Origin of the sequence: Microbacterium paraoxydans, assembly GCF_019056515.1 — a bacterium.
In the GTDB taxonomy this organism is placed as follows: Bacteria; Actinomycetota; Actinomycetes; order Actinomycetales; family Microbacteriaceae; genus Microbacterium.
The window spans coordinates 3,142,404-3,157,811 of the sequence record NZ_CP064873.1 but is presented as its reverse complement, the minus strand read 5'-3'; the positions used below and the strand labels follow the sequence as shown (position 1 = coordinate 3,157,811).

Here is a 15,408-nt window from a genome sequence, read left to right as displayed (position 1 = left end):
ATCAATTTCGTGCCCCGTTTCCACGCATCCGGCCCACTTTCTGTCCCGCCACCGTCCCCCTACCCGCCCCCGCAGTTGTGCGGGATCGAAAACGTGCGCGAGCGCCCCGCGTCCGGGGCGTTTTCCGTCCCGCTTCTGCCCGTCGGCCTCGCGACCGTCCCCCGCTGTCGTGCGGGATCAAGGACGCGCGGCACCTGGCCGGATCCGGAGCGTTTGCCGTCCCGCATCAGGCCGAACGGTCCCGCGACAGGCCCCGGCATTCTGGTCCAGCCCCGCCCGGCGGGCATCGCCCCCCAAGCTCCGCAGCGGATCTCGTCCAACCGAGGGCGGGCTCGCCCGCATCGGTGCGGTATCAGAAAGGTCCCGCGGGATGGGCGGTGTGGTGCGTTTTCGATCCTGGGCGGGAAGCGGCGGGGCGGGCGGGATTAGAAAGGGGCCGCGGACGGCGGGGGTGCTGTTTTCATCCCGCGGCGCGAGAGGGGGGGCGGAGGGGGTGGGGCGGAGCGGGTCAGTGCCAGTGGGCGGGAGAGGGGAGGGTGACGTCGCGGACGTCGACCCCGGCGGGCGTGACCGTGGCGACCGCGTAGAGGAGGGACTGCGTCGGGTACCCGTGCGGGCGGTTGTCCCGGATGATGGCGCGGTCGTCTTCCGGGGGCAGGGTCGCCGAGGATCCGAGGAGAGCGGTCCACTCGGCCGTCCAGTCGGCGCTCGCCGCGGCGGGCCCGAGCGCCCGGAACTCCGGGAGCCACGCGGCGATGCGCGGGGTCTCCTCGTCGTCGAGGTCGTCGTGGGCGATCATGTGGGTTCCGGGCTCGATCGGGGTCTCCCGCAGCTCGGCACCGTCCCACGAGAGCACTCGCGCGCCCTCCGGACCGACTTCGAGCAGATTGAAGCCGTGCATCGGCGGGGCTCCCTGCGGAGAACGCCCGGTGACCGCGGCGAGCGGAAGGGTGCCGCGGGAGACGGCCGCGGTCGCGGAGAGGTCCTGCACATCGGCGCGGTTGAGGAGCACGGCGAGGCGTCGTTCGGCGGGGTTCACGGCGAGCCAGGCCCCACCGGCGCGGCGGTCGCGGATGCCGATCACCCCCGGATACTCCTCGGGCCACCACGCGCCCAGGGCGTCCCACTCCCGGGTCGGGTCCTCGTCGCGGACGGCCAGCAGCCGCGCGGATCCCGGAGTCTCGACATCGATCACCACCGTGCACACGCCTCCGAGTCTAGGTCGGCCGGGGCGGGCGGGGACGGATCCGCCCGCGACGGCCCGGGCGTCCGCACCCTGGGGCAGAATCGAGGCGTGAACATCGTCGTGGGAGTCACGGGCGGCATCGCCGCGTACAAGACGGTGCACCTCGTGCGCCTGCTCACCAAGGCCGGTCATGACGTGACCGTCGTGCCCACGGAGGATGCGCTGCGCTTCGTGGGCCTGCCGACCTGGGAGGCACTGAGCCGGCACCCGGTGACGACGAGCGTGCATGAGGACGTCGCCCGCGTCCGGCACGTCGCACTGGGGCAGGGGGCGGACCTCGTCGTGATCGCCCCGGCCACGGCGAACTCCCTCGCGAAGATGGCCGCGGGCCTCGCCGACGACCTCCTCGGCACGACGCTGCTCGCGACCGAGGCGCCGGTGCTCGTCGCCCCCGCGATGCACGCGGAGATGTGGCGGAACCCCGCCACGCAGGCGAACATGGCGACGCTCCGGGACCGCGGCGTGCACGTGGTCGGCCCTGCCGACGGCGAACTGGCCGGCGGCGACAGCGGCCCCGGTCGCATGATCGAGCCGGAGGAGATCCTTGCCGCAGCGCAGGCGCTGCTGGCCCCGGGCGACCTCGCGGGCGTGCGGGTCGTCGTCTCGGTGGGCGGCACGCGGGAGCCCATCGATCCGGTGCGCTTCCTCGGCAACCGGAGCAGCGGGCGCCAGGGAGTCGCGCTCGCGGCGGAGGCGGCGGCGCGCGGCGCGGAGGTGACGCTCGTCGCGGCGAACGTCGCCGGTGACGTGCTCGCGGAGGCCCGCCACCCGCACATCGGGACCGTCCGGGTCGGCACGGCCGCCGAGCTGTCCGCGGCGATGAAGGAGGAGGCGGCGACGGCCGACGTCGTGCTGATGGCGGCGGCGGTGGCCGACTACCGCCCGGTCGAGGTCTCCGCCCGGAAGCTCACCAAGGACCGCGGCGGCGTCGGCACGATCGAACTCGTCGAGAACGAGGACATCGTCGCCGCGCTCGTCGACACCCGGCGGGAAGGGCAGCTCATCGTCGCGTTCGCGGCGGAGACCCCGGAGGACGAGGCCGAGCTGCTCGCGCGCGCCCGCGGCAAGCAGGAGCGCAAGGGGGTCGACCTCCTGGTGGTGAACGAGGTCGGCTGGGAGCAGGGTTTCGAACGTGGCGAGAACGCCGTGCACATCCTCGGTCGCGGAGGAGCCCTGGCACGGACCGCGGCCGGGACCAAGCGCGAGGTGGCGGCGGCCGTCTGGGACGAGGTCGCCCGCGAGAGGTGAGAGGTGGTGGAGCCGCGCACCGCCGAATGCTAAACTTGAGTCAATCAAACTCAACTTTCAGAAGGAGCATCTCCAGGAGGAGCGCATGACCACCCCGCAGACCGGATCCCCGAACCAGGAACAGCAGTCCGCCCTCGAGCAGTTCGGCATCAACCTGACCGACCGTGCCCGCGAGGGCAAGCTCGACCCCGTCATCGGACGGGACAGTGAGATCCGGCGCGTCAGCCAGGTGCTCACCCGCCGCACCAAGAACAACCCGGTGCTGATCGGTGAGCCCGGCGTCGGCAAGACCGCGGTGGTCGAAGGCCTCGCGCAGCGCATCGTCGCAGGCGACGTCGCCGAGTCCCTCAAGGACAAGGAACTCGTCTCGCTCGACATCTCCGCGCTCGTCGCGGGCGCCATGTACCGCGGCCAGTTCGAGGAGCGCCTGAAGCAGGTGCTCAAGGAGATCACCGAGTCGGACGGCCGGATCATCACGTTCATCGACGAGCTGCACGTGCTCATGGGCGCGGGCGGGGGCGAGGGGTCGGTCGCGGCTTCGAACATGCTCAAGCCGATGCTGGCCCGCGGCGAGCTGCGGCTCATCGGCGCCACCACCCTCAACGAGTACCGCGAGTTCATCGAGAAGGACGCCGCCCTCGAGCGGCGCTTCCAGCAGGTGTACGTCGGCGAGCCGACGGTCGAGGACACGATCGCGATCCTCCGCGGGCTCAAGGGGCGTTACGAGGCGCACCACGGGGTGACCATCTCCGACAGCGCGCTCGTGGCCGCGGCCTCGCTCTCCAACCGCTACCTGCCCGCGCGGCAGCTGCCGGACAAGGCCATCGACCTGATCGACGAGTCGATGTCGCGTCTGAAGATGGAGATCGACTCCTCTCCCGTCGAGATCGACCAGCTCAAGCGTCAGGTCGACCGGCTGAAGCTGGAGGAGCTCGCGCTCAAGCGGGAGAAGGACGCCGCGTCCAAGGAGCGCCTCGGAACCCTCCGCGAGCACCTCGTCGAGCTCGAGAAGGAGCTCGCCGGACTCGAGGCCCGATGGGCGCGGGAGCGGCAGGGCCTGAACCGGGTCGGGGAGCTGAAGAAGCAGCTCGACGACGCGATCACCCAGCGCGACCTCGCCATGCGCAACGCCGACTACACGAAGGCGTCGAAGCTCGAGTACGAGACGATCAAGCGCCTGGAGCGCGACATCGCCGAAGCCGAGCAGGCCGAGGCCACCGCCTCGAGCGAACCGCGCATGGTGAACGAGCAGGTCACCGAGGAGGACATCGCGGCCGTGATCGCGGCCTGGACCGGCATCCCGGTCGGGCGGCTGCTGCAGGGCGAGAGCGAGAAGCTCCTGCACCTGGAGAACGAGCTCGGCAAGCGCCTCATCGGCCAGAAGGACGCCGTCAAGGCGGTGTCCGACGCGGTGCGCCGCTCGCGCGCGGGGATCAGCGATCCCGGTCGCCCCACCGGCTCGTTCCTGTTCCTCGGCCCGACCGGTGTCGGGAAGACCGAGCTGGCCAAGGCGCTCGCGCAGTTCCTCTTCGACGATGAGCACGCCATGGTGCGCATCGACATGTCGGAGTACGGCGAGAAGCACTCCGTCTCGCGGCTCGTCGGCGCCCCTCCCGGGTACGTCGGCTACGAGCAGGGCGGTCAGCTCACCGAGGCCGTGCGCCGGCGTCCGTACAGCGTGATCCTGCTCGACGAGGTCGAGAAGGCGCACCCCGAGGTGTTCGACGTGCTGCTGCAGGTGCTCGATGACGGGCGGCTGACCGACGGACAGGGGCGCACGGTCGACTTCTCGAACGTGATCCTCATCCTGACCTCCAACCTGGGCTCGCCGATCCTCATCGACCCCGTGCTCTCCGTGGAGGAGAAGCGGGAGCAGGTGATGGCGCTCGTTCGCCAGGCGTTCCGGCCGGAGTTCCTCAACCGTCTCGACGACATCGTGATGTTCCAGGCCCTCACCGAAGACGACCTCGCGCAGATCGTGGAGCTGTCGGTCGATCAGCTGCACGACCGGCTGCGCGACCGTCGGCTCACGCTCGCGGTCACTCCCGGGGCGCGGTCGTGGCTGGCCGAGCGCGGGTATGACCCGGTGTTCGGCGCCCGCCCGCTGCGTCGCCTCATCCAGACCGAGGTGCAGAACAAGCTGGCGACCGCCCTCCTCTCGGGTGGCGTGCACGACGGCGACACCGTCCGGGTGGACGTGGCGGCCGACGGCACGGGCCTCGTGCTCACCGCGACGACTCCCGAGCCGGAGGTCGAGGACGACGACGTGATCGAGGCCGAGCTGCTCGACGACTGATCGGGATCGGCAGACGACGAAAGGCCCGGTAGGCGTGACGCCTACCGGGCCTTTCGTGTGTCGCTGCTCAGGCGCTGAGGACGACCGTCTCCGCGATCGGACGGCGCACGCGCGGGGCGACCTCGCGCTCCTGCAGCACCTCCGGCAGAGCCTCGATGTCGCCGAACTCGCCGACGGCGATGACGGTGGCGGGGGTGAAGCGGGGCTCCAGGTCGGCGAACTCGCGGACGACCTCGGGGTCGAAGCCGCTCATCTGGTGCACGACGAGGCCGTCGTGGTGGGCCTGCACGGAGAAGTGCGCCACGGCCTGGCCGAGGTCGTAGAACGCGTGGCTGATCGGCGTGCCGTCGGCGGTCGCGGTCTCGGCGATCGCGACGACGAGGACGGCCGCGTTGCCGGCCCAGGCCTGGTTGAAGCCCATGAGCGCGTCGACGATCTGGGCGTGCAGGGCGGTGCCGCGGCGGGCGACGATGAAGCGCCAGGGCTGGATGTTGTTGGCGGAGGGGCTCCAGCGGGCGGCCTCGAGAGCGGTGGCGAGCTTGGCCTCGTCGATCGGGTGCTGCGCGTCGTAGGCGCGGGGGCTCCAGCGGCCGGCGAGGACGTCGAGGACGGGGTGCTCGGTCGGGGCGGTGCGGTCGATGACGGGAGTGCTCACGGAAGTGCCTTTCGGACGGAGGGGATCGGACGCCGTCGTCCGGGTACACGGGGGATGAACCGATGCATGTGCATGCATATTCCCGGAGGTCGGTTCGGGTCAGTCCAGGAGGTTGCGGGAGGCGGCGTCGGCGAGCGCGGCGCGGACGGCGCGGATCGACGGGGCGTCCGCGGAGACCCGACGCGCGGAGGAGAAGATCTCCCGGCGCGGCTCCTGCGGCAGCGGTGCGAGGTCGACCGTCGGGGTGTCGCCCGCCCACACGAGCTCGGGGAGCAGCCCGACCGCGAGTCCCGCGTGGATGAGCCGGACGTGCGCGGTGAGGTCGGCGAGCTCGAAGCGCACGTCGGGCTCGAACCCGGCGGTGCGGCAGAGCTGCTCGGCCCACGCGCGGGAGGCGGTCCCGGCGGGTTCGAGCACCCACGGCTCGGCGCGGGTCGCCCACAGGGCCGCGACGGGATCGGCGGACTCCGACGCTCCCGGACGCCGGGCGAGCGCGATGGCGTCGTGGGCGAGCACCACGCGGTCGAGGTCGGCGTGGATGGGACGCGTATGGCCCGGATACTGCTCCGCGAGGATGAGGTCGTAGTCGCGGCTGGAGACGCCCACCAGCCCGGACTCGGGGTCGCGCTCGGTCACCTCGACGCGCAGGGCGGGGTGGCGCGCGCCGAGGGCTGCGAGCGCGCGGGGCAGCAGGGAGTGCGCGGTGGACTGGAAGACCGCGAGGCGCACGGTGCCGGTCACCTCGGTGAGCGACTCGGCGACGGCGACCTGGGCGTGCTCGAGCTGATCGAGGATGCCGATGGCCTCGGCCACCAGGACGTTCCCCTGCGGCGTGAACTGCACGCCGCGACCGACCCGACGCAGCAGTGGCACCCCGACATCACGCTCCAGCGCGGCGAGCTGCTGGGACACGGAGGCCTTGCTGTAGGACAGCGCATCCGCCACGGCGGAGAGGGTCCCGCGACGCGACAGCTCCACGAGCAGACGCAGGCGATGGACGTCGAGCACGGCGGTTCCGATCGTTCGGGAAGAGTGAACAGAATCCACTCGAATCGGTTGATAGACGGAGCCTACCGACCGGCTGGACAATGATCCAGCCGCACACGACACCCGGGTGTGCGAGGCCGAGGAAGGTACCCCGCTTCATGACCGTCATCGACGACACCACCCCCCGCACCGAAGAGGTCGCCGCGCTCGTGCAGCGCTGGCTCGCCGAGAGCGAGACCCACCCGGTCGAGCCGGCCGCGCAGCGCCTGTCCGAAGTGCTCAAGGATCCGAACGGCCTCGCCTTCACGGTCGGCTTCGTCGACGGCGTCATGCGTCCGGAGGATCTGCGGGTCGCCGGCCGCAAGCTCGCCGAGCTGTCCGACATCACGCCCACGCTGCTGCCCGGCTACCTCCGTGCCGCCATCAAGGCCGGTGGGTTCTGGGCGCCGAAACTCCCGAACGTCGTCGTCCCGATCTCGCGGCGCGTGCTGCGGGCCATGGTGGGCCACCTCGTGCTCGACGCCACGCCGTCCAAGCTCGGCCCCGCGATCGCCAAGCTCCGCAAGACCGGCAACCGTCTGAACCTGAACCTCCTCGGCGAGGCCGTGCTCGGCGAGCGCGAGGCGGGCCGACGACTGCAGGGCACGTACGACTTCCTCGCCCGTCCGGACGTCGACTACGTCTCGATCAAGGTCTCGAGCGTCGTCAGCCAGCTCTCCATGTGGTCGTTCGACGAGGCCGTCGCCGACGTCGTCGAGAAGCTCACCCCGCTGTACCGGCTCGCGGCGAAGGCCGAGGCCAAGGGCGCCCGCACCGGGACCCAGAAGTTCATCAACCTCGACATGGAGGAGTACCGCGATCTCGACCTCACGATCGCGGCCTTCACGAGCATCCTCGACCAGCCCGGCCTGGAAGACCTCGAGGCCGGCATCGTGCTGCAGGCCTACCTGCCCGATGCGCTCAGCGCCATGCAGCGTCTCCAGGAGTGGGCCGCCGCACGCCGCGCCAAGGGCGGAGCGCCGATCAAGGTGCGCGTGGTCAAGGGCGCGAACCTCGCGATGGAGGAGGTCGACGCGAAGGTGCACGGCTGGCCGCTCGCGACCTACGGCACCAAGCAGGACTCCGACACGAACTACAAGCGCGTGCTCGACTGGGCGATGACGCCCGAGCGGCTCGACGCCGTGCGCATCGGCGTCGCCGGTCACAACCTCTTCGACATCGCCTACACCTGGCTGCTCGCGAAGGCCCGCGGTGTGACAGAGGCCGTGGAGTACGAGATGTTGCTCGGCATGGCGACCGGGCAGGCCGAGGCCGTCCGCAAGGACGTCGGCCGCCTCCTGCTCTACACGCCGGTCGTGAACCCGGCGGAGTTCGATGTCGCGATCGCGTACCTCGTGCGGCGCCTCGAGGAGAACGCGAGCCCCGAGAACTTCATGTCCGCCGTGTTCGAGCTGGCGTCGAACCCGACTCTGCTCACCCGCGAGCGGGAGCGCTTCGAGCGCTCTCTCGCCGCGCTCGTCGCCGACCCGTCGGTACCCGCCCCGAACCGCACGCAGGACCGCACGGCCCCGCGCCCTGACGGCACCACGGACGGCTTCGCGAACGAGCCCGACACCGATCCGGCGCTCGCCGCGAACCGTGCCTGGGGCCGGGAGATCCTGCAGCGCTCGGTGTCGTCGACGCTCGGCCGGGACGCGATCGCGGCCGCCCGCATCGAGACCGACGCCGAGCTGGACGCCGTGTTCGCCGCCGCCACGTCCGCCGCCGAGAGGTGGGCGGCGCTCCCCGCCGCCGAGCGCGCCGCCGTCCTGCACCGCGCGGGCGACGAGCTCGCCGCCCGCCGCGGCGAGCTGCTGGAGATCATGGCGCACGAGGCCGGCAAGACCATCGCGGAAGCCGACCCCGAGGTCAGCGAGGCGATTGACTTCGCGCACTACTACGCCGAGCGGGCGAAGGATCTCGAGGCCATCCCCGGCGCCGAGTTCGTGCCGTCGAAGGTGACCGTGGTCACGCCGCCGTGGAACTTCCCCGTGGCGATCCCCGCCGGCGGTGTGCTCGCCGGCCTCGCCTCCGGATCCGGTGTGATCATCAAGCCCGCGAAGCTCACCCAGCGGTGCGGTGCCGTGATGGTCGAGGCACTGTGGGCCGCGGGCGTCCCGCGCGATCTGCTCGCCCTCGTCGACCTCGCCTCCCGCGACCTCGGCACCCGACTGGTCGCGAGCCCCCAGGTCGACCGGGTCATCCTCACCGGGGCCTACGAGACCGCGCAGCTCTTCCGCTCCTTCCGTGCCGACCTGCCGCTGCTCGCCGAGACGAGCGGCAAGAACGCCATCATCGTGACGCCGTCGGCCGACCTCGACCTCGCGGCCGCCGACGTCGCCCGCAGCGCGTTCGGCCACGCCGGGCAGAAGTGCTCGGCCGCGTCGCTGGCGATCCTCGTCGGGTCGGTGGCCGACTCGAAGCGCTTCGAGCGGCAGCTCGTGGACGCGGTCACCTCGATGCGCGTCGGGCTGCCCGATGACCCCGCCACGCAGATGGGGCCGATCATCGAGCCCGCGAACGGCAAGCTCCTCACCGCGCTCACCACCCTCGACAAGGGCGAGCGCTGGCTCGTGGAGCCCCGGAAGCTCGACGACGAGGGGAAGCAGTGGACCCCGGGGGTGAAGACCGGCGTGCGCGAGGGCTCGTACTTCCACCTGACCGAGTTCTTCGGACCCGTGCTCGGCATCATGCACGCGAAGGACCTCGACGAGGCCATCCGGCTGCAGAACGCCGTCGACTACGGCCTCACCGCGGGGCTGCACTCGCTGGACTCCGCCGAGGTCGCGACCTGGCTGGACCGCGTCGAGGCCGGCAACCTGTACGTGAACCGGGGCATCACCGGCGCCATCGTGCAGCGCCAGCCGTTCGGCGGCTGGAAGCGCTCGGCCGTGGGCGCCGGAGCCAAGGCCGGCGGCCCGAACTACCTCTTCGGTCTCGGTGAGTGGCGTGCGGGCGAGCTGCCCGCCGCAGCATCGGGGGCAGCGGTGACCCCGGCCGTGACCGGACTGCTGGAGGCGGCTGCGCCCGAGCTCGACCCCGTGGGCATCGAGTGGCTGCACCGCGCCGCGGCCGCCGATGAGCGGGCGTGGATCGACGAGTTCGGCGCCGTGAGCGACAAGTCCGGACTCGGCGTCGAGCGCAACGTGTTCCGGTACCGTCCGGTTGCGGTCGACGTGCGGATCGCCGAGGACGCGCCGCTGGCCGAGGGAGTCCGTGTGCTCGCCGCGGCACTGCGCAGCGGCAGTCCGTTCACCGTGTCGGCGGCGTCGCTGCCGTCCCGCGTGGAGAAGGCGCTCAAGGCCCAGGGCGTGGCCGTGAAGACCGAGTCGGATGCCGCGTGGACCAAGCGCTACGCGAAGGGCGCCCGGTCGTGGCAGCGGGTGCGGCTCGTCGGTGGCGATGCCGCCGCGCTGCACACGGCCCTCGACGGCAGCCCCGACGTCGCGGTATGGTCGCACGCCGTGACCGGAGCGGGCCGGGTCGAGATGCTCCCGTTCCTGCACGAGCAGGCCGTGTCGATCACCAACCACCGCTTCGGCAACCCCACCACCCTCTCCGACGGCCTCCTCTGACGCCGAGACCCCGGGTACACGCCGAGACCCCCTGCTGCACGCGCGTGCAGCAGGGGGTCTCGGCGCGAAAGCGGGGTCTCGGGATCAGCCGCGCAGAGCCTCGGCGAGCTTCACGCGCGAGCCCATCCGGAGCAGGGAGTTCTCGTAGATCTTCGCGCCGACGACGATCGCCGCGACGCAGCTCGCCAGGAGGATCGCGAGGCTCAGGAGCGGCTCCCACCACTGCGCCTCGCCGACGAACAAGCGCATGGGCATGCCGACCGGAGCCGAGAACGGCACGTACGACATGATCGTCAGCACCAGCGGGTTGTCGTTGAACACGATCACCAGCACGTACGGCGCCATGATGAGCATCGTGATGGGGGTCGTCGTCGAGCCGATGTCCTCCTGGCGGGACACCATGGAGGCCGCCGCCGCGAACATCGCCGCGAGCAGGATGAACCCGAACAGGAAGAACACCGCGAACCAGATGATGGGGGCGCCGAGGGTGGTCAGCACCTCCCGCTGACCCGTCACGATGAGGCCGATCGTGGCGACGGCCGCGAGGGCGAGGATCTGTCCCATCGCGAGCACCGTGTTGCCGATCACCTTGCCGGCGAGCAGCGTGCGTGCCGGGATCGCCGACAGCAGCACCTCCACGACCCTGGTCTGCTTCTCCTCGACCACGCTCTGCGCGATGGTGCCGCCGAAGGTCGCTGCGGCCATCATGAAGACGAGCCCGAAGGCGATCGCGATGAAGTAGCGCAGCAGCGGGTTGGTGGTGACAGGTTCGAGGATCACGACCTCGGGCGAGAGCGACAGCGCGGACACGAGCGATGAGGGCGCATCCTCCAGGGCGACGATCGTGTATCCGGCGGGGTTGTCGCCCGGGAGCACCGCCGCGTCGACGTCGCCGTCGCGGACCAGCTCCTCGGCCTCGGCGCGGGAGGCGACCTCGGTCACCTCGACGTCGGGCAGCGCGGACACGGCGCCTGTGGTCTCCGCGGTCACCGCGACGGGCATGGCGTCGGTGTTCTGACTCGCGAAGCCGCCGAACAGCACGCCGGCGAGGGCGAGGACGAGCAGGATGCCGGTCGAGATCAGGAACGCCTTGCTGCGGAGCTTGGAGCCGATCTCCCGCTCGGCGACCAGCCAGATCCCGTTCCGCGCGGGGGTCGAGGCGTTCACTGGATGACCTCCTTGAAGATCTGGGCGAGGGAGGGGTGCTTGGGCGCGAAGCTCGCGACGTCGCCGCGCGCGACCGCCGACTGCAGCACGCGCTGGGCGGTGTCGGGGCCGTCCGCATCGAAGAGCGCGTAGCCGCCCTCGAAGTCGATGACCGTGACCCCGGGTTCGGTGCGCAGCCACCCGGCGTCGCCCGCGGAGATGAGCTCGTACCGGTCGCGGGCGTGCTCGGCGCGGAGCCCGTCCCGGGACCCGGCGGCACGGATGGTGCCCCCGGCGAGGATGACGAGGTCGTCGCAGAGGCGCTCGACCACGTCGAGCTGGTGGGAGGAGAAGAGGATCGAGGCGCCGCGGGCTGCGCTGGCCTGCAGCACGCCGGCGACGACGTCCACCGCGAGGGGGTCCAGGCCGGAGAAGGGCTCGTCGAGGATCAGCACCTCGGGGTCGTGCACGAGCGACGCGGCGATCTGCGCCCGCTGCTGGTTGCCCAGCGACAGCGACTCGATCGTGTCGTCGAGGCGCTCGCCGAGTCCGAGCTCCGTGAGCAGCGCGGTCGCCCGCTCCGTCGCGTCCGGCTTGCTGAACCCGTGGAGGCGCGCGAGGTAGACGATCTGCTCCAGGACCTTCATCTTCGGGTACAGGCCGCGCTCCTCGGGCATGTAGCCGAAGCGACGGCGGTCGGCGGTGGTGAGGGGCGCCCCGTCGAGGTCGACTCGTCCGCCGTCCGAGGAGAGCAGCCCGAGGATGATGCGCATGGTCGTGGTCTTGCCGGCGCCGTTGCCGCCGACGAAGCCGGTGAGCCGGCCCGGCGCGACCGTGAACGACACGTCGTCCAGCACCCGGCGGCTGCCGTAGCTCTTGGTGATGCCGGAGAGTTCCAGCAGTCCGGTGGTCATGTCGTGGTGCTCCGTCCGAAGGTGATCCGCATGACCTTCACGCTATTGAGCACGGGCGGGGCGGGGCATCCCCCGCAGGGGGGACTGCCACGGATCAGCCGCGGGGCGGACGGCCGGCGTGCAGCACCGTGCGCACGAGCAGGCCGGCGACCAGTGCCCAGAATGCCGCGCTCACCCCGAGCACGGCGATGCCGGAGGCGGCGACGAGGAACGTGACGACCGCGGGGAGGCGCTCGCCGGGGTCGTCGATCGCCTGCTGGACGGCCGCGCCGAAGGCGCCGAACAGCGCGAGTCCCGCGACCGCCGGGATGACCGCCGTCGGGGCGAGCACGACGAGGGTCGCGAAGGCGGCGGAGAACGCCCCCAGCACGAGATAGGACGCCCCCGTGGAGACCCCGGCGAGCCAGCGCCGGTCGGGGTCGGGATCGGCGTCGGGGGACGCGGCGAGGGCCGCACTGATGGCGGCGAGGTTGATCGCGTGCCCGCCGGCCGGAGCGCCGAGGGCCGTGCCCAGACCGGTCACGAGCATCGCCGGACGCCACGGGACCTCGTAACCGAAGCTGCGCATGATCGCGATACCCGGCACGTTCTGCGACGCCATGGTCACGATGAACAGCGGCAGGGCGATGCCGACCAGGGCCCCGACCGTGAAGGCCGGCATCGTCAGCTCGAACCGTGGCAGGAGGACGGCCGGGTCGACCCGGGTCCCCGCGGAGACCAGCGACACGGCGACGACCGCGGCCGCGGCGACGAACGCCAGCGGCACGGCCCACCGGGGAGCCAGTCGGGCGAAGACCAGCCAGGTCAGCACCACCGGGACCACGCCCCAGGGGTTCGCGACGACCCCCGTGATCGGCGCGAGGCAGAGCGGCAGCAGCACCCCCGCCAGCATGGCCTGCGCGATCGACGGAGGGATCCGCGCGATCAGGGCTCCGAGCGCGGGCCAGAGCGCCGTGAGGAGGATGACGGCCGCGGTCACGAGGAAGGCCCCGACCGCGGCCGGCCAGCCGCCCTCGACGCTGCCGGTCGCCACGAGCAGGGCGGCACCGGGAGTGGACCACGCGGCCGTGATCGGCATCCGGTAGCGCCAGGCCAGCACGATGCAGGCGAGCCCCATCGCGAGGCTCACGGCGAGGAGTCCGCTGGCCGCCTGCGCCGCCGACGCGCCGACGGCATCGAGACCCGTGAGCACCACCGCGAACGAGCTCGTGAACCCCACGAGCGCCGTGACGATCCCGGCGACGATCGGACGGGACACGGGGGCGGCGGCGGGCATGGCTCCGAGAGTATCGCGGGGGAGCGGAGCGCCGCCGGTCAGGCCAGCCCCATCCGATGCGCGAGCACGACGGCCTGCACGCGGTCCCTGGCGCCGAGCTTCTGCAGGATGCGGGAGACGTGGGTCTTCACGGTGGCCTCCCCGATGAACAGGGCGCGGGCGATCTCGGCGTTGCTGCGGGCATCGGCGAGCAGGGTCAGCACCTCGGCCTCCCGTTCGGTCAGCGGTTCCGCGAGGACGGGGGTCGTGGACGTCTTCGTCACCGCGCGGGCGGGAGCGGCGCCGGTCTCCGGAGTCGCTCCGGCGAAGCGGGTGAGGACGCGGCGCGTCACCTCGGGTGCCGGCATGCCGTCCCCGGCCGCGAGAGCGCGCACCGCGGAGATGAGATCCTCGGCACCCGCGTTCTTGAGGAGGAATCCGCTCGCGCCGGCTTCGAGCGCCTGATAGAGGTAGTCGTCGCGATCGAACGTCGTCACGATCGCGATCGCGGCACTCACCGAGGGGTCGGCCACGAGGCAGCGCGTCGCCTCGATCCCGTCCATGTCCGGCATCTGCACGTCCATCGTGATCACGTCAGGGCGCAGGTCGGCGGCCTGCGCGATGGCCTCCGCCCCGGTCGAGGCCTCGCCGACGACGGTGATGTCGGGCTGGGTGTCGAGGATCGTGCGGAAGCCGGCGCGGAGGAGGGCGTGGTCGTCGACGAGGAGCACCCGGATCGGCGCGGTCACCGTGCGGCCTCCGTCACGGGTGCGGCAAGCGGCACCCGCGCTCGCACCCGCACCCCGCCGGGCGCGCGCGGAGCGATCTCGAACGTGCCGCCGGAGGCCGCCGCGCGCTCCCGCATCCCGAGCTGGCCGAGGCCGGGACGCAGCTGGGCGATGGCACGACCGGTGTTCACGACCTCGACCTCTACGCCGTCCTCGTCGTAGCGCACGCGCACGTCCGCAGTCGCCCCGGGCCCGGCGTGCCGACGGGCGTTGGTCAGCGACTCCTGCGCGATGCGGTAGAGGTTCACGGCGACGAGCGAGGGCACCGGCACCGGATCGCCGATCACGGCGTACGCGGTGGGGAGGCCGGCCTCGGTCGATGCCTCCGCGAGGGCGGCGATGTCGTCGAGGGAGACGGTCGATGCCGGCTCGGTCGTGTCGCCGCCGGGAGTGCGCAGCGTCTCCAGCAGCTGGCGCAGCTCCTGGATCGCGTCCCGCGCGGAGGACTCGATCCCGGAGAGGATGCGCGCCGACTGCGCCGGATCGCTCTCGAGCACGAGGCGCGCGGCACCCGCCTGCACGCCCATCACCGATACATGGTGGGCGACGACGTCGTGCAGCTCTCGGGCGATCCGCACCCGGTCGAGGGCCACCGCCTGCGCTGCGGTGACCTCGCGCTCGCGCTCCAGCTCTCGGGTGCGCTCCTCCAGCACGGTGCGCTGCTCCGCCGCCGCCCAGGAGCGCTCGCCGAAGTAGTAGGCGCCGCCGAAGTACAGGACGTTGAGGAGGATCTGGATGAGCATGAAGGCCACATAGGGCGACATGGCACCGGCGACGACGTCCGCCTTGTCCGCCTCGCTGATGGCGTCGCGGTACATGGTGATGAGGAGCCACACGAACATGCCGACGATGATCGCGACACGGACGATCAGGGCCTTCCGGCGGTCGTTCATCCAGGCGCCGACCGTGTAGAGCGCGATGAACATCGCGATGTTGCCGACGTAGATCTCCGGTACTCGGATCGTCACCGCGGTGAAGTAGGCCAGCGACACCACGACGGCCACGGTGCCGGGCCAGCGCCGGCGGAAACCGAGCGGCGCCGCCACCACGACGGCGTAGACGAGGGCGGTCCATAGCGGAGCCTGTTCGTCGCCGTAGACCTGGGCGATGGAGGAGAGCGCCGCGCTGAGGATCGCGCCGACGAAGAGGACGAGCGCGAGGAGGAGGTCGCCGCGCTGGTCTCGCAGGGTCGGCGTCCGGGTGAAGGCCATCCCTCCACCGTAGGGCGGGGGTCGTCGCGCGGCATCCCCCGCGCGACG

11 protein-coding genes are annotated in these 15,408 nt (G+C 71.8%); 3 read left to right on the top strand and 8 right to left on the bottom strand.

All coding sequences use genetic code 11. The features are described from left to right. Window positions 1-508: 508 nt before the first annotated feature. Window positions 509-1,207, bottom strand: a complete 699-nt coding sequence (locus IZR02_RS15460) for an NRDE family protein (protein WP_062765583.1) — start codon at window positions 1,205-1,207, stop codon at window positions 509-511. Window positions 1,208-1,294: 87 nt separating this feature from the next. On the opposite strand from IZR02_RS15460, the gene coaBC reads away from it, so the two are divergent. Continuing rightward, window positions 1,295-2,494, top strand: coding sequence for a bifunctional phosphopantothenoylcysteine decarboxylase/phosphopantothenate--cysteine ligase CoaBC (gene coaBC, locus IZR02_RS15455; protein WP_062765580.1), 1,200 nt, complete (start codon window positions 1,295-1,297; stop codon window positions 2,492-2,494). Window positions 2,495-2,579: 85 nt separating this feature from the next. Beyond that, entirely contained in the window at window positions 2,580-4,790 is a 2,211-nt protein-coding gene (locus IZR02_RS15450) for an ATP-dependent Clp protease ATP-binding subunit (protein WP_081811630.1), read from the top strand. A 67-nt stretch (window positions 4,791-4,857) separates the two neighbouring features. On the opposite strand, the gene IZR02_RS15445 is transcribed toward IZR02_RS15450, so the two are convergent. Both IZR02_RS15445 and IZR02_RS15440 read right to left on the bottom strand, forming a co-directional pair. After that, window positions 4,858-5,445, bottom strand: coding sequence for a nitroreductase family protein (locus IZR02_RS15445; RefSeq protein ID WP_025104923.1), 588 nt, complete (start codon window positions 5,443-5,445; stop codon window positions 4,858-4,860). Between the two features lie 99 nt (window positions 5,446-5,544). Continuing rightward, window positions 5,545-6,453, bottom strand: a complete 909-nt coding sequence (locus tag IZR02_RS15440; RefSeq protein ID WP_025104922.1) for a LysR substrate-binding domain-containing protein — start codon at window positions 6,451-6,453, stop codon at window positions 5,545-5,547. Window positions 6,454-6,590: 137 nt separating this feature from the next. On the opposite strand from IZR02_RS15440, the gene IZR02_RS15435 reads away from it, so the two are divergent. After that, window positions 6,591-10,046, top strand: a complete 3,456-nt coding sequence (locus IZR02_RS15435; protein WP_025104921.1) for a bifunctional proline dehydrogenase/L-glutamate gamma-semialdehyde dehydrogenase — start codon at window positions 6,591-6,593, stop codon at window positions 10,044-10,046. 84 nt (window positions 10,047-10,130) lie between these two features. Here the strand turns inward: IZR02_RS15435 and IZR02_RS15430 are convergent, their stop codons facing one another. The 5 genes from IZR02_RS15430 to IZR02_RS15410 form a co-directional block, all read right to left on the bottom strand. Continuing rightward, window positions 10,131-11,213: an ABC transporter permease gene (locus tag IZR02_RS15430; protein ID WP_025104920.1), complete on the bottom strand. Its 1,083-nt coding sequence runs from the start codon at window positions 11,211-11,213 to the stop codon at window positions 10,131-10,133. After that, entirely contained in the window at window positions 11,210-12,094 is an 885-nt protein-coding gene (locus IZR02_RS15425) for an ABC transporter ATP-binding protein (RefSeq protein ID WP_025104919.1), read from the bottom strand. The genes IZR02_RS15430 and IZR02_RS15425 overlap by 4 nt, the downstream gene beginning before the upstream one ends. Before the next feature lie 106 nt (window positions 12,095-12,200). Next, window positions 12,201-13,382 (bottom strand): benzoate/H(+) symporter BenE family transporter, encoded by a 1,182-nt coding sequence (locus IZR02_RS15420; RefSeq protein WP_025104918.1) that lies wholly within the window; start codon window positions 13,380-13,382, stop codon window positions 12,201-12,203. A gap of 38 nt (window positions 13,383-13,420) precedes the next feature. Beyond that, the gene (locus IZR02_RS15415) at window positions 13,421-14,110 is read right to left on the bottom strand and encodes a response regulator (RefSeq protein WP_025104917.1); all 690 of its coding nucleotides are present in this window, start codon (window positions 14,108-14,110) and stop codon (window positions 13,421-13,423) included. Beyond that, window positions 14,107-15,360, bottom strand: a complete 1,254-nt coding sequence (locus IZR02_RS15410) for a sensor histidine kinase (RefSeq protein ID WP_025104916.1) — start codon at window positions 15,358-15,360, stop codon at window positions 14,107-14,109. Before IZR02_RS15410 ends, IZR02_RS15415 begins: the two co-directional genes overlap by 4 nt. Window positions 15,361-15,408 lie beyond the last annotated feature (48 nt).

Coding starts and splice junctions, on each gene's coding strand:
- IZR02_RS15450 (WP_081811630.1), top strand. CDS start 2,580: ATGACCACCCCGCAGACCGGATCCCCGAACCAGGAACAGCAGTCCGCC.
- IZR02_RS15435 (WP_025104921.1), top strand. CDS start 6,591: ATGACCGTCATCGACGACACCACCCCCCGCACCGAAGAGGTCGCCGCG.
- IZR02_RS15420 (WP_025104918.1), bottom strand. CDS start 13,382: ATGCCCGCCGCCGCCCCCGTGTCCCGTCCGATCGTCGCCGGGATCGTC.
- IZR02_RS15410 (WP_025104916.1), bottom strand. CDS start 15,360: ATGGCCTTCACCCGGACGCCGACCCTGCGAGACCAGCGCGGCGACCTC.